We start from the raw sequence: 19,582 nt of genomic DNA on the forward strand, positions 1-19,582 counted from the left end.
CTCCAGGCAGTCGCCCGGCAGCACCTTGCGGGGCACAGCCCTCCCGAAAACTTACTTTAAGGGAATGGCGTGCTGTTCGCATACGTCCCATCCCAAGGATTCGACCACATTGGGCAATTCCTTGCGCCGCACGCCCGGGCGACAACGCTGTATCATGGGCCTCCATTGCACCTCTTTTCTACTCCTAGCGACCTGCCCCACCCGTGCGTGGCGATACCCTGAAACGTCTACCGCTGTATTCGCTCGCCTCGGGAGCGATCGTCGCGATCGTGTTGATGGTCGTGGCGGTCTCCGGGGCTCCGATTCCCAACGTCGGCCTCGGGGCGCTCGGTTTGCTGCCGCTCGCCGCGGCGCTGGTCGATGCCGTTCGCTTGAGAACCAAATTCGCATCCGGCGGGCCGGATCGGGACGACGGGGCAGGGCAGGGCGGGGCGGGCCTTGCCGGAGCGGACCGGTCAGAGCTGGGCGAGTGGCTGGCCGAAAAAGCCGAATCGCTGGCCGCCCAAGAACAGGAACTCAACGCCCGCGCGCTGTCGCTGCAGCAGTGGATGCAATTTCCCGACGCGATCGATTTTAAAAACACCGACTTCCGAAACACGGACGTTTTAGACCATGACGCTCGCCGCCGCGCGCGCCCGAGCGACACACCGGAAATCTCCGCCGATGACCCGATGGCGCGGCACGATCGCGAGCTGTTGGAATTGGTCGAATCCAAAACGCGGGAGCTATTTGACAGCATCAAACAAGATGCCTACCGCAAAGACAGCGGCGACCGCAAACTTTTTGACAACGAGAAAATCCGCACCGATCTGGTCGCCCTGGTTTCCGACGTCGTGGCGATCTACCGGCCCGGGGAAACAGCGCCGCTGCTGAAAACCAATGTCGATGCCGTCTCGCGGGCCGTCGGACGGGCGTCGTTGCGATTGCTGGTCGCGGTGGAGAGTCTGCCGGGCGGATTGGCCAACTACGATTTCCAATCGATCTACAACGTGGTCATGCGGGCGGTCAAAACATTCGGCATCTACAAGTCGGCCAAACCCTACATCGATGTCGCCTCCAATGTGCTTTTTGCCGGCCGGATCGTCAGCAGCACCAACCCGCTGACCCTGGTCGCCTGGTGGGCGGCCAGCAAAGCGACAACCTATGGAGCGTCCAAGCTGGGTGCCCACGTGTTGGACCAACAAGCCGTCGGACTGATCCGCCAACTCGTCGAAATCATTGCCATCGAAGTCGCGTCGATCTACAGCCCGATGGTCCGCTACCGAGACGTCCATTGGATTTACGGCGTCGAATTGGTTCATCTGGCCAGTGAACTGGCGATCTCCGACTCCGCCCGCGTGACGGCGATGAACCAGTTGTCGGCGCTCAACCTGCGCGATGAATACGGCCGGGTTTCGTTGCTGCGACACCTGGCCGACGGTTCGACCTCGCGACCGGCCAACTACCAACCCGCCCAATCCCTGTCGGCATCGGATCGCAAGCTCGTGGCCGAGCGTTTGGAAGCGTTCCTGCTGACCCACGTTCTGGGCGACAAGAACCAACGCCCCAAAAAAGCTCTGATCGATGCCTGGCAGACTTCGGCGGCGGATCGTCTGGAGATTCAATTCCGTGTCGGCCAAGTCGACGTGTCGCCCGAAGAACAAACCGAACGGGCGATCTGGGCGCTCGCTTCGTTCGCCCTGCAGCACTTCGGCGACGAACCCGCACCCGCGATCGACCGGCTGAAACCGACCCAGACGTTCAACGCAATCGATTCGTCGTGCCGCGCCCGTCTGGTTCGAGAAATCCAAGCGGAACCGCCATTCCTTTACCACCCGCCCAGCCTGGGTCCGGACGGTGAAATCTGCAAGCGTTTCCTGACCGATCTGATCCACATGGCCGCCGGGGGTCGAAAACCAGCCGAGCTTCTCGAAACGGGGCCAAGGACGGACGACGCTGACGTCCAACTGGTGTCTTGGTCCGGCGAGGAAGCCATTCGAGTGACCGCCTACTTCATGCGTGCCGACGCCGATGAGCTGATCAAGCGATATCACCAAAGCGACGCCGCGCAGTTGCTCGATCAAACCAACCCGGCAAGTCTGGCGCCGGAGATCGCGACGGCGCTGCACTATCTGGTCGGCCAAACCGGCTCGGAGCAAGCGGTGCGTTGTGTGTTCAGCGATGCGAAACTGGCAACCGGTGACCAACCGGTCGCGCTGGCCCGAATCGGTTCCTCGCTGATTTGCTTTCGGCTCCGGGGCGATGCCGATCGGGCGACCGCCAGCCTGACCGTGCTGTCCCAATGTGCCCTGACGGAAGCGACGATCGAAAAAGTTTCCGGATATGTCCGCAGCGATTGCCGCGTGATCTTCCCCGATGCGACCGCTGTGCTGGTGCCGGGAAGCACGCTGGCGGGCTACGACGCGTATTTTGCCGGTCTGTTGAACGGCGCGTGATCGATCCCCCCACGCGCCACTGGCTGACGCCACGTGCTGGCATCACATTCGGGCGAACACGCGAAAACTAATCTTTCGATTTCAGGCCTGTTTTTCCTAAAGTCCCGGTCGCTGGCGGCCGACGGGGTCGCCGCGTTCGCTGATCACCCGCGACTCGGCTGCAATTTTGTACCGTTTTCTTCGACTCTCGATGCCCCTGATGCTGCTGGCCCTTGTCGGCCAGGGTCTTGCTGTCGCAGAGCAGGGCGGGACCGTTGCAGGGCAGGGCAGGGCGGTGGCGTCGGAAGAGTCCGTTCCACAACTCGTTTCACGCCCGACGATCTCGCTTTCGGCCGAAACGATTGAAACCATCGCCGGCGGCCCCGAATCGTGGGCCAGCCCCGACAAGGTCGGCGGCAGCATCCAAACCATGCTGCTATTGTCGGTCATCTCGCTCGCCCCGGCGATCTTGCTGATGACGACGTGCTACATCCGCATCATCGTCGTGCTGAGTTTGCTGCGGCAGGCGATCGGGTTGCAAGCCCTGCCACCGACTCAGGTGCTGACCAGCATTTCCCTGTTCATGACGCTGCTGGTGATGACCCCCGTTTGGACGCGGGTCTATGACGAAGCGATCAAACCCTACAGCGATCCGGAAACCGAGATGACGTTGGCCGAGGCTTATGAAGCCGGCGCGTTGCCGGTTCGCCAGTTCATGTCCAAGCAGATCGCGGCGGCAAAGAATCATGCCGACGTGGTGCTGTTTTATCGCCACGCGGTCCCCGACGGGCCGACCCCCAGTTCGTTCGCCGACATCCCGATCCGCGTGCTGCTGCCGGCGTTTGTGATCAGCGAACTGAAGATCGCGTTTTTGATGGGATTCAGCATCTACCTGCCGTTCCTGGTGGTCGACATCGTCGTGGCCAGTGTGACGATGTCGATGGGGATGTTCATGCTTCCGCCGGCGATGATTTCGCTGCCGCTGAAACTGTTGTTGTTCGTGCTGGTCAACGGCTGGCACTTGGTCGTGGGCATGTTGTTGGCCAGTTTTGGACCGGTGGGTTAAATGACGCTCGATTCAAGCCAAGCGATTGATCTGTGCCGCCAAGCGTTGATGTTGGCCGCGTTGTTGGCCGCGCCGGTGTTGGTGATCGGGGCCGTCGTCGGCATCGTGACGGGGTTGCTGCAAACCCTGTTTCAGATCCAAGACCAATCGATCTCTTTTGTGCCCAAATTGATCGTCTCTAGCTTGGTGCTGTTGGCCTGCATGCCCTGGATGTTCTCGCGGATGATTGAATTCACACAAACCATGTTCGTCGGCCCGTTCTAACGAGAGAGTGGGATAGGCTTCCAGCCTGTCAATGCGGACTGACAGGCTGGAAGCCTATCCCACAATTAAGATCGACAGGCTAGAAGCCTATCCCACAATCAAGATCGACAGGCTAGAAGCCTATCCCACTGAATATTGCTCGATGAATTTCAACGACACGCTCGGCGATGTGACCGGTCAATGGCTGCTGCACCAGCTGATCGTCTTTGCGATGGTCGCGGCACGACTGGGCGGGCTGGTGATGGCGCTGCCGATGTTGGCCAGCGGGTTGCCGATGCGGATTCGAATCCTGCTGGTGCTGGCGATCACGCTGGTGCTGGTCCCCGGTGTCGGTGCCGCGGTGCCGATCGACGGCCAGCGGCCAGTGGGGATCGAGATCGTCATCGCTGCCGGCCGAGAGATCATTTTCGGGATGGTCATCGGGGGCGTCGTTCAATTGCTGGTCTCGGGCATCGCCCTGGCCGGCGAACTGATCTCCAACGCCACGGGAATGCAACTGGCTCAAACGGCCGATCCATCCAGCGGCGAATCGGTCCCGCAACTCTCACGTCTACTGGGGCTGCTGGTCACCGCGATCCTGTTCGCCGTCGGTGGCCATCGGTTGTTGATCGATGCCTTGCTGACCAGTTTTTATCAATTCCCACCGATGACGGTCTCGATCGACCAAACCCTGTCCGCCCTGGTGATCGACCATCTGGCGATCGGGATCGAATCGGGGTTGCGTGTTGCGGCACCGGTTGTCGCCTGTGTCTTGCTGACCAACCTGGTCGTGGCGTTGGTCAGCCGAACCGTCCCGCAATTGAACGTGCTTGCGATCGGATTGAACATCAACGTGATGGCCGCACTGTTGGTGATGGCGTTGACGATCGGATCGGCGGGCCTGGTGTTTGAAACCGAACTCTCCCACGCGATCGCGCGACTGGGATTCGAATAATGTCCGACAAAATTCATCCCCCCACACCGCGTCGACGCAAGCAAGCGAAAGAGCAGGGCAGGGCACCGCGGAGCGGCGATGTGGTGTCCGCCGGCTTGTTGTTGGCGACCACCGGCTTGCTGGCCTGGTTCGGTCCGGAACTCGCCCAATCATTGACCGTCTCGCTGGCCGAAACGCTCGGCGGACCGCGCGAACTTTCACTCAGCCGGTGGGAATCGCAACGGATGATTGTCAAGGCGTTTGCCGCCGTCGGCACCCTGCTGCTGCCGCTGTTGGTCGCGATGATGATCTGCGGGATCGGGTTGAATCTGTTGCAAACCGGTCTGCTGATGACGCCTTCCAAGCTGGCCCCCGCGTTGGATCGGATCTCGCCGGCGGCGCGATTGAAATCGATGACGTCGGCGCGTTCGCTGGGGCGATTCGCCATCACGCTGCTGAAACTGATCGCCGTCAGCGCGGTCGCGATCGGGGTGGTGCGATCCAGTCTGCCGACCTTGATCGGCGTGACGCAGATGCCGATCGCCGCGATCGCGACAACGATCTTCGACACGTTGATCGAGTGTTGTTTTTGGATGGGCGCGACCCTGTTGGCGTTGGCCTGTGTCGACTATTCCCTGGCCCGTTGGCAACATGAACGCGATCTGATGATGACCGAGCAAGAGCTTCGCGAGGAAATGCGTGATGCCCAGCGGGCCGCCCCTCCGGCGACCGCCAGAACCCAGGCGGTGCAAGGCGTAGCGTAAGCTTCCAGCTTGCGTTTCCCAAATGTGGCGTAAGCTTCCAGCTTGCGTTTCCCAAGTGAAACGCGACGGCAAGCTGGAAGCTTCCCCCACTTTGCTGATCAAAATGACTTGACGCCCCTTGGCCCTCTGATTTACCCTAATGGCATGAACATCAGCCTGCTAACCATTCTACTCCTCCTACTACTGCCATTCGGGCGGGAGATGAAGGTTTGCACGCTTCGCTTGACATGCCGCTGACACGCGGAATCAAACGACAAAACAGCGAAAACCCGAGTCCCCGAGGACTCGGGTTTTTTTGTTCCTGAAACAATTGTCCCGGGTTTTTGGGATCCCCGTGTTTTTTAAATGCCACCCGCTTCCCATACTATCCCGACTTCTTTTATGGACACCGTCATGGAATCCGCCACCCCCGACTCTCCGATCGCCACCCGCGAAGCCGTGCCAGACACTACCCCCCAAACCCAGCGTCAGATCCGAATCTTTGACACCACGCTTCGCGACGGCGAACAGTCCCCCGGGGCGAGCATGAACCTGGCGGAAAAACTGGAGGTCGCGCACGCGTTGGCGGATCTCGGTGTCGATGTGATCGAAGCCGGTTTTCCGATCGCGTCACCGGGCGACTTCGATGCGGTCAAGCAAATCGCCGAAACGATCAAGGGCTCGACGATCTGTGGCTTGGCTCGCTGCAATGAAAAGGACATCTTGCGCGCCGCCGACGCGGTCCAGCATGCCGAACAATCTCGCATCCATGTGTTCTTGGCGACCAGCGCGATCCATCGCGAATTCAAGCTGCGGATGACACCGGACGAAATCGTCCGCCGCGCCGTCGACGGCGTCAAACTGGCCGCCAGCAGATGCGACGACGTCGAGTTCTCGCCCGAAGACGCCTGTCGCACCGAACACGATTTTCTGTGCCGCGTGGTCGAAGCGGCGATCGATGCCGGCGCGACGACCATCAACGTGCCCGACACCGTCGGCTACGTCACGCCCGCAGAGATCTACAAGATCTTTGACATGCTCCGCAACCGTGTGCCCAACATGGACAAAGCGGTGCTCAGCACCCACTGCCACGATGACTTGGGGATGGCCGTCGCCAACAGCTTGGCAGCCGTCGCGGCGGGCGCCGGACAAATCGAATGCACCATCAACGGGATCGGCGAACGCGCCGGCAACGCGGCCTTGGAAGAAGTCGTGATGGCGATGAAGACGCGTGGCGATTTCTACGACTGCACCACGCGAATCAATTCCGAGCGGTTGGTCCCCGTCAGCCGCCTGGTCAGCAAGGTGACCGGAATCAGCGTGCAACGCAACAAAGCCATCGTAGGACGCAACGCGTTCGCCCACGAATCGGGAATCCACCAAGACGGCATGCTGAAGGAACGCAGCACGTACGAGATCATGTCGCCCGAAGAAGTCGGGTTTGCCAAGACCGATCTGGTGCTCGGTAAACACAGCGGACGGGCCGCATTGGCCGATCGCGCCAAAACACTCGGCTTTCACATCGACGGCGAGGAACTCAATTCGGTCTTCGAACAATTTAAATTGCTGGCCGACAAGAAAAAGGAAATCTACGACGGCGACATCATCGCGCTCGTGCAACAAAAGATCAGCACCAGCGGTGGCCAAACCTGGTCCCTGGTCGACTACGAAGTCACCTGCTCGAAACAGCAGGCGCCCAAAGTGAAGTTGACACTGAGCGACGGGAGCGATGAAAAGTCCGCCGAAGTCACCGAGGGCGATGGTCCGATCGACGCCGCGTTCTGGGCGGTTGAACAGATCACCGGCGTGCAACTGGTCTGCAAGGACTATCGCGTCCGCAGCGCCACCCTCGGCCGCGACGCGATCGGCGAAGTCAACTTGGAAGTCGAACACAAGGGGCGGCTGTATCGCGGCACCGGCGTCAGCACCGACAGTGTCGAAAGCACCATCTTGGCCATGCTGAACGCGATCAACCGCATCGCCGCGGAGTGAACGAGTACTTGTTCCCAGGCTCCTGCCTGGGAACACACTGTTTTGGGAGGCTCTGCCTCGCGTCGGCCGGAGGCGGAGCCTTACCCCGTGAACGATTTGTTAGCGGCAGGGCGCGAGCCCTCCGGTGTGTTGGCAAAGATGCGCAAGCCGGAGGGCTCGCGCCCTGCCGCTAAAACCTCGTCAACCACAGGAGATAAATCGTTCACGGCGTAGGGCAGGAGCCTGGGAACGAGTTAAAACCCACGGATAGCAGCGCGAACCCACGGATGGAAAGCAGCCTGGGATCTGTGGGTTCGCGCTGCCATCCGTGGGTGAATTCCCATCCGACTCCACCGCGTGTTCACTTCCAAACTCTCCCATGGCATCACGCGATGCATCCGCAGGACGGGAATCCAATAAAGCCATCCCACCGCCGACCTGATACGATGAAGAACGATCAACGTGACAGTCGACGAGGCCCAGGCGATGGCGAGTTCAAAACGACACCTAAAACCAATTGACATCATCTTCTTGGTCGTTGCGACCGTGATGGTGGTTGGCGTTTTGCTCCCAGCCATCAGCACACCTCGGCGTCCCCACTGGAGTGCCACCTGCAAAAACAATCTCAAGCAATTCGGGCTGGCAGCGCAAGTTTTCCACTCGGCGAGAGGCCGACTTCCAGGTTACGTCCAACACTATGGTGCGTGGCGGCCCGGTCAGGATTCAGCTGCCACGGATTCTCACGCCGCTGAATTTGCCAGCACCCACGCGCACGAAAAAGTTGGCACCTGGGTCGTTGCTCTGTTGCCGTATCTGGACGAACAACCGCTCTATGAGCGCTGGTCGTTGAACAAGTTTCCGATTGCGTTCGGGACGGAGGGACCATTAACCGAAGGCCGGGCCGGCGTTGGATTCAACTCAATCACAGCCGCCACACTCAGCCTCATGCAGTGTCCGGCAGCAACCGATCCCACAACCGTCGCTGGCGCGAACCATTACGCCTGCAACGCTGGCATGTACGCTTCGCTTTTGAGTCCACAATTTGAACGTTCGATGTCCGCGGCCAACGGCGTCTTCAACAATCAGTTCCCGGGACTGCTGCCCAACGGCGACGCTGCTCCCCGTGGACCGGAGATCAGCTTGGACGACTTTGCCGACGGAGTCTCCCACACGTTGTTGTTCACCGAAAACTTGCAAGCGTTACCGTGGCACCGGGCGGGCTTCATTGATGCCGAAGACTTGATCCTGCAGGAAGGCCACGAGCACGTGTCGTACGAACCGACCAGCCGGTACGCCCAAGGGATCGTCTGGCACCGGGAATCGGATGACCCCGCCAGCGGATTGCCGCCTGTCCGACCGATCCACCGGATCAATTCCACGCTCGGCGGGCGGGCGCTCGACGAACTGCAGATGACGAAGGCCAACGCCCACGATCTCGCTCGACCGAGTTCGCTGCACCCGGGCGGCGTCAACATCACGCTGGCCGATGGCTCCGTGCGGTTCCTCAGCGAGACGGTGGACTATCGCGTTTACCAGTCGTTGCTGGCACCGGACGATGCCCAAAGCGATGCGCCGTTGGATGGGTTTGAGCCGCCGGAATCACGTCTTGGATGGTAGCGGAAGGGCGCGAGCCCTGCGGTCTTGCGGGCACCTACTTGTCAAACACGCCGGCTCCGAAACCGATGTCATCGTCATCGTCGTCGTCACCGACGGGAAAATGCAGTTCCCCGGTCATCGGATCGGGCTTGAGCTTCATCGAATCGCTGTCGGGCTTGAATTCACCGTCACCGGCCAGCATGTGAATGCTGGAACCGGGACTGTCGGGTCCGGCCGGATTGTCGTCGCTCTCGCCCAACAGGTCACCGACATCCAGCGGCTCGGGATCGGCGTCCGCGTCCAGCGTGGTTGCATCAAAGCCGCGGGACGCATCCTCGATCACCACGTCGGGCACCTCCGACGCATCCACCTCTTCGGCAGTCGGAATCGGGTCCAAGAACCCCAGTTCGTCGGAGGAATCGATCGTTTCGGCCAACTGCCCGACCGAGCCGAAGGATTCCGAACCGACGGTGCGGTCGGAATCATCGGTGACCGTCGCGAATCCATCCTGATCGTCGCTTTCGTCGGAGTCGCCGGCCAGGAACGCGGACAATTCCGAATCGTCGTCTGCCAGCCCGCTGTCACCGTCATCGCTGGATGGTCCGACAACGATCGGCGAATCGGTCGCGCCGCTGGCAATGTCCAGGGATTCTGCGTCGATCAGCGGGGACCGAAAGACTTCATCCACATTGCCACGCAACACCTGACGTCCCAATTGGATCGCCTTCTCTTCGCTCCAACCATTCTCGCCGACAAACTCATCGGCCAGCACGCGGGCCAAGATGCGGCGATACATGTCGAACTTGGGCAACACGAATTCCAACTTGTACGCGTCGCTGTAGTAAGCGATTTGCTTGTTGCGCGGCACCGCTTCCAGCCGAGCCGCCGCATCACGATGGATGAACGACGGTGTGTTGCTGTACCACCAATGCCCGTTGGTCAACACGTTGGGAAAGATCCAACTGTAACTGACCAATTCCTGGTTGGTCACGCTGGCCAACACCGAGATCGGAAATTTGACCTTGGGGAACGCGTTGAACAACTCGCGATACTGGATCAACGACACCCGGCTGTCATACAGATCTTGGCCCTGGTAGACCCCCGACGGATAAACGCCTCGGTTGACACCGATCATCAAATCGAACGGCAGCCCGTATTGATCACACAATTCGGCGAGCGTCCAAAAGACACGCCGAGAGAGTGCATCGCGCTTAGACGCTTCGGATTGACTGTCGTGGCGGAGGACGTGATCCAGTGCATTTTGCGCTTCACCGTCGCCGACCATCGAGGGTTGGAAACTCGGTGGGATGGAAATCGCACAGGCGCGTGCACCGTGGGAGACGAAGTGTTCGAAACGTTGCTCCAGCGCCGCCCGCAACGAGGACAAGGTCCCATCGAGCGGCACGCCACTGCAACGCTCCAGACGTTGACGGACTTCGGGCTTGGCCAGATGAAACACCAAGTCGTCGGTCCGCAGGCAGGGGATGTAGGTGCTCGAATCAAACCCCTCCAGCTCATCGTCAAAGTCGTTGGTCAGGAACACCGCTTCGACGTTGCTTTTGTCCAAGACGGTTTGCGCCCAACCGGCGCCATTCATCTTTTCTTCGGCGGTGTCGAACAACGACTCCCAATTGTCCGGCGTGATCGCGTCGTCGGTGAAATCAAAAAACTCGCGGCAGATTTGGAGCAACCAGTGGTAGTTGGCGGTGTTGGTGATATTGCCCAGACCGTGAACCATCCGGCCGACCAGCTCGCGGGGCGAAATCCCCGGCTCCTCGATCTCCTGTCGCGGCATCCCCGCCGAGTGGACCAACTCGGTGTAGTAGTGGTAACCCAGGATGTCCGCCAGCGTGCTTGAGGCGGGCGAATAGGGGTTGATGTGGGTATGGGGATCGATCAGACGAATGGCGGAGATTGCCTGGTAAATCGTCTCGCGAGCCGACGATCGATCACGTGCCGCTGAAGAAGCCATAGGGGATTCGAATCCGAAAGATACAGAGAGGCGGTCAGTTTTGATTGCGTCGCACACCCGCGCCCCCGGGCCGCACTTGAAGGGCCCCGGAACGGTCGGCGCCGCTGGGAAACGATCGCTAATTGTCTCGCAAACCCGGGCCGAAGGCGAGCCACCCGGGCCGGTTTTTCGGCCCGCAAACAGGGATTTGGTTGCGATTTCGTGAAAAAAACTTGCCGATTGGTAATCCTGTCGCGCTAGAATAGGGCCATTCCAATTTCCGTCCGTTTGCGTGTGGGACCGAGCTCCATTATGGATCGAACGCCAGAAGGCCCGCAGGCTGAAAAGCCATCCGACGAAATCCCGATCTCCGAAGTCCCGATTTCAACGACGGAAACCCCCAGCGACGACCTGGCGGACGAACAGCCCTTCGCGCTCCACCGCCTGCCGTCGACCGGTGACACGCCTCCGGCCCCGACGTGCAACCCCGCCGCAGGTCGGTCGGGCCCAGACAGCCCCGACGGCGACGGATCGACCGCCGCCCCGAGGACGCTTCGGATCGAGCGGGACGAGTCTGAAACGCCCCGGACCGTGATCTTTCATCGATTTCACCCCCAAGCGTCCGGCCCCGCCCGACCACACTTCGAGCCCGCAGACGAGCCGGTAGACGACGCAATCACAGACGACGCAATCGAGATGGCTTCCGGCGGCGCGATTTCCGACCGGCTCGCTTTCGACACCACGCCCCAGCCCGTCTCGCCCCAGCCCGCTTCAGACGGCGGCTTCCCACAGGACAGCGTTCCACAGGACAGCGACCCACAGGAATCGTGCTCCGACATCACCGACATCGACGTGTCGGACATCGTGGTCAGCCCCGAACCGGAACGGCATTCGATCGCGACGAAACACCGCCAGCACGCGCGTCGCAGCGACCCGGTGCGTCACGGCGTGGTGATGCTGGTGACCGTACTGGTGATGTTGGCTGCCGCCCGATACGTCCTGCCGAGTATTGTCGAAGAGATCCGCTACGCGCAACATCGCGGACAACTGCGTGCAGAATTCGAAGTCGCCGGCGAAGGCTTGAAAAACGTCTCGCTCGACACGCTCAGCCAGGCCTACCAAATGGTCAACGCGGCGGCCGGCCCCAGCGTCGTCCACATCGACATTCATCGCACCGCCCACGAAGCGATCGCCCACCCTGATGTTCCGGGGGCGCCGGCGATTCTGATCTCCGACCAGGGCAGCGGCGTGGTGGTCGATGCCGACGGCTACATCCTGACCAATCGGCATGTGGTCGCCGGCAGCGACCAGATCTCCGTCACGCTCAGCGATGGCCGGACCGTCGACGCGATGATTGTCGGCACCGACGAACTGACCGATCTGGCCGTGCTCAAAGTCAACGCCGATCGCTTGATGCCGATCCCATGGGGCGACAGCGAGCGGATTCGGGTCGGCTCTCCCGTCTGGGCGATCGGCAGCCCCTTCGGCCTGGATCGCACCGTCACCTTCGGCATCCTCAGCGGCAAACACCGCGTGGTCCGCGCCAAAGACCGCTATCAAGATTTCATGCAAAGCGACGTGGCGGTCAATCCCGGCAACAGCGGTGGCCCCCTGGTCGATTCACGGGGCACATTGATCGGCATCAACACCGCCATCGTGGGCGACACCTACCAGGGCGTCAGTTTTGCGATCCCCAGCGGCATCGCAAAAAAAATCTATCTGCAACTGCGTGAAAAAGGATCGATCGAGCGGGGCTGGCTGGGTGTTTCGCTGGTCGAAGTCCCCAATGACCGGCTGCAAGGCGAGAACCATCGCATTCGCGGCGCGATGATCGCTGCACTGGCCGACCAAAACTCCGGTGCCGCACGGGCGGGGTTGAAATCGGGCGACCTGGTGATTTCACTTGATGACCAGAAAGTGCGTGATGTTGACCACCTGATGCAATTGATCGGAAACGCGATGGCCGGCACGGCGATTCATTTGAGCGTCATCCGCGACGGCCAAGGGCTGGAATTTGACGTCCTGCTCGGCCGCCGCCCCCCGCCGTTGGATCTTCGCTAGAAGTGCGTCAACTTTTGGACTGAGGGTGCCGCGAGACACGGCGATTCCAAGCGATCGTACCGAACGAGCGAGAGGAGCAGTGGATCTCTGTACGACGTCCTTTCCAGGTCGTCGTGGAGAGTCCAACGGACGACGGCCCGGAAGGGCCATCGTACCTGGGAAAGCGGTCGCCTGAAGGCTAAACACCAACGGTTGCTGAACCCTCTTTCACGTTTACCCGTGCATCCAGGGCGCCCATCCCGCCCCAGAACCCCCATTTCCGGCCCGTTATCCCACCTACAGGCGATCGAAAATCCTCGGTCCCTGCGCTATACTATCGATGTTTGTTCCCCCGACTCTTTTTCACCCGCGAGACCCCAGCACCGTGAATATGCCCCGAGCCCTCGCTGTGATCGGTTTTTCCCTTTCTACAGCACTCGTTTCTTTCGCATTCCCGGCGTCCGCTGACGACGCAACCCCGGGGATCGCGGCGGAAAAACCCGCCGAAGGCCCTTCGGTCAAGGTCGACGAAGGTTACATGGTTCCCTACACCTTTCGTGTGCCCGGCACCGACGAAGAAGTCGAAATGATCCCGGTCCCGGGTGGCGAATTCATGTTCGGCAGCCCCGAGGATGAAGCGGATCGCGGCGAAGACGAAGGCCCGCAGATCAAGGTCACCGTCGATCCGATGTGGGTCGCCAAGACCGAGGTCACCTGGGGCTTGTACCAGGAGTTCATGGACCTGTATGGCATCTTCAAAGAGTTTGAATCGAGCGGAATCCGAGTGGTCAACGACGACAACAAAGTCGATTCGATCACCGCACCGACCGAACTCTACGACCCCACGTTTACCTACGAGTACGGCGACGACGAGGACCAACCGGCGGTCACGATGACCCAGTATTCGGCCCAACAGTTCACCAAATGGATCAGCCTGGTGTCCGGCCAACAGTTCCGATTGCCGACCGAAGCGGAATGGGAATACGCCGCCCGGGCCGGCACGACGACGGCTTACTCGTGGGGCGACAGCGCCGACGACATCGATGACTACGCTTGGTATTTTGACAACGCCGACGACGGACAAGTCGCCGTGGCATCGAAGAAACCCAACCCCTTCGGCCTCTACGACATGCACGGCAACGTCGGCGAATGGACCGTCAACCAATACACCGAAGACGGCTATGTCGACTTCGCGGACAAGCAAGGCATCAACGCGACCGACCTGGTCAAATGGCCTGAAGTCCCCTCGCCGTGTGTGGTTCGCGGCGGAACCTGGGAATCGGACGCCGAAGACGTCCGCAGCGCCGCCCGCATGGCTTCGGACGACGAAGAATGGAAGTCGGAAGACCCGAACTTTCCCCGTAGCCCCTGGTGGCACACCAGTGATCCCTCGCGCGGCGTCGGATTCCGCATCTTCCGATCCTACAAACCGCTCCCCAAAGCAACGATCACCAAGTTCTGGGAAGCCCAAGCCGAAGACACCGTGCTGGATGTCGAGTCTCGAATGGATGGCGGACGTGGCGGCATGGGCGTGATCGACAAAGATTTGCCCAAGGCGATCGAAGAGATCAAATAAAGCAAAGCTCAAATCTACACGTCGCAAGCCGGAAGCTTACGCCACTTCACTCCAACCTTTTTTGAATCCCGTGTACGAAACCTTAGCTGTCGTCGGCGCCACCGGTGCGGTCGGACGAATCGTTCTTGAGCAACTCGAGGCTCGCAACTTTCCCTACAAGCGGCTGAAACTGCTGGCCTCGCAGCGTTCGGCGGGTCAGCAGGTTCGCTTCAAAGACGAAACGATCACGGTTGAATTGCTGGCCCCCGGTGCGTTCGAAGACGTCGACATCGTGATCGCCAGCACACCCGATGAGGTGTCCGCCGAATTCGCCCCCTACGCCGTCAAAGAAGGCGCCATCGTCGTCGACGAAAGCGGTTATTGGCGGATGGACCCCAAGGTGCCGCTGATCATCCCCGAAGTCAATCCGGATGCGATCGCCGACCATCAAGGCATCATCGCCAGCCCGAATTGCAGCACCACGCAAATGGTCGTCGCGCTCGCACCGCTCCACCAAGCCGCCAAGGTCAAACGAGTCGTCGTGAGCACCTACCAAGCGACCAGCGGCGCGGGTTTGGCCGGCAACGCCGAACTGGAATCCAGCGTGCGACAGATCCTGGACGGGCAAACCCCCGGCCACGAAACGTTTCAACACCCGATCGGTTTCAACCTGATCCCGCAGATCGGCGGCGAGAAATTCGAGGGTTACACCAGCGAAGAAATGAAGATGGTGTACGAGACCCGGAAAATCATGGGCGACGACGACATCCAAGTCTGCCCCACGGCCGTTCGCGTTCCGGTCACGATCGGGCACAGCGAATCGATCCTGGTAGAAACGGAAAAACCGCTGACGGTGGCCGAAGCGACCGAATTGTTCCGCGCCGCGGCGGGCATCACCGTCGTCGACGACTTGGCCAACCACCAGTATCCGATGCCGCGCGACTGCGACGGCAAAGACGACGTTTTCGTCGGCCGGATTCGACGCGACATCAGCGGCGACGGCCATGGGATCGCATTCTGGTGCGTCAGCGACAATCTCAGAAAAGGCGCGGCGACCAACGCCGTCCAGATCGCCGAATTGCTGCAGCAGTCCGTCGCCTCGGCCGGCTGATCGGTGACGCGAACGTTTGCGATCACGATCGCCTATGACGGAACGGACTTCGCCGGCTGGCAGGTCCAACCGGGCCAGGCAACGATCCAAGGAACGCTGCAGCACGCCATCAAGCGGTCGACCAAACTGGACGTCAACGTCACCGGCAGCGGACGCACCGACGCCGGTGTCCACGCGCTCGGCCAAGTCGCCAGCTGCCGCTTTCCGACTTGGACCGCTTCGACCGACGCGCTGTCCAAGGCGATCAATTCACGATTGCCCGAGACGATCGTGGTGACCGAAGTCCACCAGGCACCTTCGGATTTTCACGCCATTCGTGACGCGATCGGAAAACGCTATCGTTATCAAATCCAAGTCCGCCATCAGCGTGACCCGTTCGAACATCGTTACCGCTGGCGACTCCGCCGAGCGGTCGATGTCGCGGCGATGCAGTCTGCCGCGGCCAAGATCATCGGGCATCGCGATTTTTCCAGCTTTGAATCGGCCGGCGCCCGACGCAAGTCATCGGTCCGCGACGTGCGAGATTGCCAAGTCTTGCCGGCGGCGGATTACGAAACCAGCGGGCACCTGGCGATCGAAGTCGAAGCCAACGGCTTTCTCTACAACATGGTCCGCAACATCGTCGGTACACTGGTCGAAGTCGGATACGGCAAACAGCCGCCGGAATGGATCGATGAGGTGCTGGGACAGAAAAATCGCATCTATGCCGGCCAAGCGGCACCGCCCCAGGGGCTGTTCCTGAAAGAAGTTTATTACCGGCCCGGATTTGAACCTGTTTAACGTCGCCGCAAGCCCCATAAAACCCCTCCCTCCGCCGGTCAGGACCACCACCGCCAACCCTCACCGGATCGACACAATCCCTTAACGTATTCTTAACCGGCTGGTCAGCCCGATGCTCAATAATGGTGACTCTCACAGGTAGCGCGACCGTGCGGTCGTGACTGGGGAAGTTCTCGGAGTAGAGACGCATCGCTCAATGTCGGTTGAAACCACCGCCGCCGAACCGGTCTTGGACCAGGCAACCCGCGACTTCGTTCGCCGGTCCATGCAAGCCGGACTGGTCGAACTGGCCGACGTCAAAAAGGTCGTCGTTTCGCTGATGACCGAAGACCTGGTGTTCACGCCCGAGCGACTGGCACAAGGTCTGGTCGGCGCGGACCTGCTGACGCCTTGGCAAGCCCGCAAGCTGTTGGCCGGAAAAGCACGTGGATTCCATCTGGGCAATTATCGCTTGCTTCAACCCCTGGGACGCGGCGGCATGGGCGTCGTCTTTCTGGCCCGACATGCGGTCATGAATCGATTGATGGCCCTCAAGATCCTGCCTTCGGAAGCATCGAAGGATTCCCGCCGCATCGAACGTTTCAAAGAGGAGGCCCGGGCCTCGGCAAAACTGGAACACCCCAACATCGTTCAAGCGTTCGATTTCTCCGAATCCGATGGCAAACTGTTCATCGTGATGGAATACATCGAAGGCGTCGACTTGCACCGCGCGGTGGCCCGCGACGGAGTGATGTCGCCCACCGAAGCGCTCGACGCGATGATCCAGACGACCGATGCGCTGGCCCACGCACACCAACGTGGCATCGTTCACCGCGACATCAAGCCGTCGAATTTATTGTTGCGCAATGACGGAGTGATCAAAGTCAGCGACATGGGGCTTGCCCGGATCGGATACACCGCCGGAACCGACGCCCCCAATCGCTTGACCGGCACGGCCGACTTCATCGCCCCCGAACAGGCCATCGATTCCCAGTCGGTCGACGCCCGCGCGGACATCTATTCCCTGGGATGCACGTGGTACTTTCTGCTGGTGGGGAAACCGCCGTTCCCGGGAACCAGCGTCGCCCAGCGATTGGCCAAGCACCAGACCGCCAAAGTCCCCTTGGTGAGCGACACCCGCTCGGACTGTCCGCCGGCGATCAGTTTGTTGATCCAACGCATGATGTCCAAACGCCCGGTCGACCGCCCCGCCTCGGCGGCGGAACTGTTGACCCAACTGCGGCGGATTGCGGGATCGAAATTGGCCGGTCGGGAACTGGCCAACCGGCCCCGATCGGAACAGCGGACGGTGCCCCAGGACGACTCCTCCAGTTTTGCGTCGCTCGACGACAGCGGACCACTTGGCGAAGCCTCACAGGGAGCGATGGCGGAAATCGCCGAGATTGATTTCGGCAGCCTGCCGCCGATCGACCTGGCGACCCTGCCCCCGGCCGCTGTTCACGTTTCGCCCCTGGCGACGCCCCCAAACGCTGCGGGGTCGCCGAGCAAGCCGGCGCAGCGACGCGGCTCATCCAACGAAACGGATTCCAATCAGAGCGTCTTGCTCGGCGCCGGGCTGGCACTGTCCATTGTCGCCTTACTGGCTGTCGTCAGCGTCACGTTTTACCAAATGACGAAAGACGAAAAGCCCCTCACACGGCTGAAAACCACCGAAGGCGGCAAAGGAAATGTCATTGTCATCGAAGAGTAGCATGTCCGTTGAATTGATCATCACACAGGGAAGCAACGCCGGCACGGCGGCATCGATCCACCCTGGCTACTACTTGGTCGGCCGGCTGAAAGAATGCCAAATCCGGCCGAAAAGCCGATCGGTCAGCCGGCGGCACTGCTTGTTGCTGCACAACGATGACGGATTCGGAGCGCTCGATTTAAAAAGCACACGCGGCACCTACGTCAACGGAACGCGACTTCAGCCGCACCAGTGGCGAGTGCTTGCCGACGGCGACGAATTGCGATTCGGTAAAGTCGTCTTCAAGGTCTCGGTCAAGCAACCCGTCCTCGCCACGGCCGGCCATGCCGCCGAGGGGCCAGGGCACACGGACGCGACCTTCAGCGAGCCTCCGCCTTCATGGAACAACCAAGACGTCGCGGAATTCTTGGAAGAGGAGGACCAGGCGGAATTTGATGAGCAGGACGACCTGCCATCGGCGCCGCGTCGATCGGCCCGATCCGGTCTCGACTCCGACGCCATCGCGGCCGCCGAGGCCGACCATGCCGACGTGCTCTCCGATAGCGCGATTCGCTCCGGCAAACCCCACGACACGTTCATCGGAGACTTCTCAGACGACTTCGAAGACGAAGACGAAGAAGTCGCAAAGGACATCGAATTGGATTCGGTGCCGAAAAAACGACCGCCACGACAGAAGATCGACCACAAGCAATACAAGCGGGCCGCGAAGCGGTCGTTCAACCTGCCAAGCTTCTCAATCCGCTCGGCCGACGGCGTCGACTGGAAACTGCTCGGCACCGTCGCCCTGGTCGCCCTGACCCTCGGCGTGTTGGGCTACCAGCTCTATCAGTTCGGCGGACCGGCGGACATCGAAATCCGGCAAAATCTGGATTGATGCATGGTACGCTACGCGGACCATGTCACTTTTGCTGCTCCTTGACGGCTACAACATCACCCAGCCGATCGCGCCGACTCGCAATCCCGACCCGCGTTGGTTGCAGCGGGATCGCAATGTGCTGCTGCGCGAGCTGACGAATCAACTCAGCGAGCCGGTTCGTCGAAAAACCTGTGTCGTCTTCGATGCCGCCAATCCGCCACGTGATCGTCCCAGCGAGTTCGTTCACCACGGGATGAGCGTCCGTTTTGCGGTCGATTACCTGTCCGCAGACGATTTATTGGAAGAAATCATTCGGGCACATCACACGCCCAAACGGCTGATGGTCGTCTCCTCGGACCACCGAATCCAGATCGCGGCGCGGCGCCGCGGCGCCGCGCATTTCGACAGCGAACCCTGGATGGACGACCTGACAGACGGAAAAATCCATTTGGCGATCGACGTGGTGGCGAAATCCGGCGGGGCAGGGCAGGGCGGTCGGCCGCCGGCAGACCCGGAAAAAAACGCGGCGGCGGCCAAGAAACCCCGTATCCAGGACCCTTCGGAGGTGGAGCAGTGGATGCGGGAATTCGGTTTTGATCCGGATTAATCGGCCTGGCAAGCCCCGGGCAACC

15 protein-coding genes are annotated in these 19,582 nt (G+C 60.7%); 14 read left to right on the plus strand and 1 reads right to left on the minus strand.

Translation table 11 applies throughout. The features are described from left to right. Positions 1-203 precede the first annotated feature (203 nt). The 7 genes from Enr13x_RS31775 to Enr13x_RS31810 all read left to right on the plus strand — a co-directional run bounded on the left by Enr13x_RS31775 (position 204) and on the right by Enr13x_RS31810 (position 8,988). On the plus strand, positions 204-2,435 hold the full coding sequence (locus Enr13x_RS31775; RefSeq protein ID WP_145390926.1) for a hypothetical protein: 2,232 nt from the start codon (positions 204-206) through the stop codon (positions 2,433-2,435). Positions 2,436-2,634: 199 nt separating this feature from the next. Further along, the gene (gene fliP, locus Enr13x_RS31780) at positions 2,635-3,480 is read left to right on the plus strand and encodes a flagellar type III secretion system pore protein FliP (protein WP_231743898.1); all 846 of its coding nucleotides are present in this window, start codon (positions 2,635-2,637) and stop codon (positions 3,478-3,480) included. Continuing rightward, entirely contained in the window at positions 3,481-3,744 is a 264-nt protein-coding gene (locus tag Enr13x_RS31785) for a flagellar biosynthetic protein FliQ (protein ID WP_095742551.1), read from the plus strand. It begins immediately after the preceding gene. A 142-nt stretch (positions 3,745-3,886) separates the two neighbouring features. After that, positions 3,887-4,678: a flagellar biosynthetic protein FliR gene (locus Enr13x_RS31790; protein ID WP_197455500.1), complete on the plus strand. Its 792-nt coding sequence runs from the start codon at positions 3,887-3,889 to the stop codon at positions 4,676-4,678. Beyond that, positions 4,678-5,421 carry an EscU/YscU/HrcU family type III secretion system export apparatus switch protein gene (locus Enr13x_RS31795; RefSeq protein WP_145390929.1) on the plus strand — a complete coding sequence of 248 codons (744 nt, stop codon included), beginning with the start codon at positions 4,678-4,680 and terminating at the stop codon, positions 5,419-5,421. The genes Enr13x_RS31790 and Enr13x_RS31795 overlap by 1 nt, the downstream gene beginning before the upstream one ends. Positions 5,422-5,814: 393 nt before the next feature. Beyond that, positions 5,815-7,392, plus strand: a complete 1,578-nt coding sequence (locus Enr13x_RS31800; RefSeq protein WP_145390930.1) for a 2-isopropylmalate synthase — start codon at positions 5,815-5,817, stop codon at positions 7,390-7,392. Between the two features lie 441 nt (positions 7,393-7,833). Next, positions 7,834-8,988 carry a DUF1559 domain-containing protein gene (locus tag Enr13x_RS31810; protein ID WP_145390931.1) on the plus strand — a complete coding sequence of 385 codons (1,155 nt, stop codon included), beginning with the start codon at positions 7,834-7,836 and terminating at the stop codon, positions 8,986-8,988. A 34-nt stretch (positions 8,989-9,022) separates the two neighbouring features. Here the strand turns inward: Enr13x_RS31810 and Enr13x_RS31815 are convergent, their stop codons facing one another. Continuing rightward, complete coding sequence (locus Enr13x_RS31815; protein ID WP_145390932.1) at positions 9,023-10,939, minus strand: glucuronate isomerase; 1,917 nt, start codon at positions 10,937-10,939, stop codon at positions 9,023-9,025. A 291-nt stretch (positions 10,940-11,230) separates the two neighbouring features. Between Enr13x_RS31815 and Enr13x_RS31820 the strand changes: the two genes are divergently transcribed. From Enr13x_RS31820 to Enr13x_RS31850, 7 genes are all read left to right on the plus strand, one after another. Then, the gene (locus Enr13x_RS31820) at positions 11,231-12,979 is read left to right on the plus strand and encodes a S1C family serine protease (RefSeq protein ID WP_231743899.1); all 1,749 of its coding nucleotides are present in this window, start codon (positions 11,231-11,233) and stop codon (positions 12,977-12,979) included. Between the two features lie 370 nt (positions 12,980-13,349). Further along, positions 13,350-14,534 carry a formylglycine-generating enzyme family protein gene (locus tag Enr13x_RS31825; protein WP_231744464.1) on the plus strand — a complete coding sequence of 395 codons (1,185 nt, stop codon included), beginning with the start codon at positions 13,350-13,352 and terminating at the stop codon, positions 14,532-14,534. Between the two features lie 70 nt (positions 14,535-14,604). Next, the gene (locus tag Enr13x_RS31830; RefSeq protein WP_145390934.1) at positions 14,605-15,624 is read left to right on the plus strand and encodes an aspartate-semialdehyde dehydrogenase; all 1,020 of its coding nucleotides are present in this window, start codon (positions 14,605-14,607) and stop codon (positions 15,622-15,624) included. A gap of 3 nt (positions 15,625-15,627) precedes the next feature. Then, positions 15,628-16,404: a tRNA pseudouridine(38-40) synthase TruA gene (truA, locus tag Enr13x_RS31835; protein ID WP_145390935.1), complete on the plus strand. Its 777-nt coding sequence runs from the start codon at positions 15,628-15,630 to the stop codon at positions 16,402-16,404. 196 nt (positions 16,405-16,600) lie between these two features. Further along, a complete protein-coding gene (locus Enr13x_RS31840) occupies positions 16,601-18,094 on the plus strand; it encodes a serine/threonine-protein kinase (protein ID WP_145390936.1) in 1,494 nt (497 codons plus the stop codon). A 1-nt stretch (position 18,095) separates the two neighbouring features. Next, positions 18,096-18,968, plus strand: coding sequence for an FHA domain-containing protein (locus Enr13x_RS31845; protein WP_197455501.1), 873 nt, complete (start codon positions 18,096-18,098; stop codon positions 18,966-18,968). 22 nt (positions 18,969-18,990) lie between these two features. Next, positions 18,991-19,557, plus strand: coding sequence for an NYN domain-containing protein (locus Enr13x_RS31850; protein ID WP_145390938.1), 567 nt, complete (start codon positions 18,991-18,993; stop codon positions 19,555-19,557). Positions 19,558-19,582 lie beyond the last annotated feature (25 nt).

Source organism: Stieleria neptunia (genome assembly GCF_007754155.1).
GTDB lineage: Bacteria > Planctomycetota > Planctomycetia > Pirellulales > Pirellulaceae > Stieleria > Stieleria neptunia.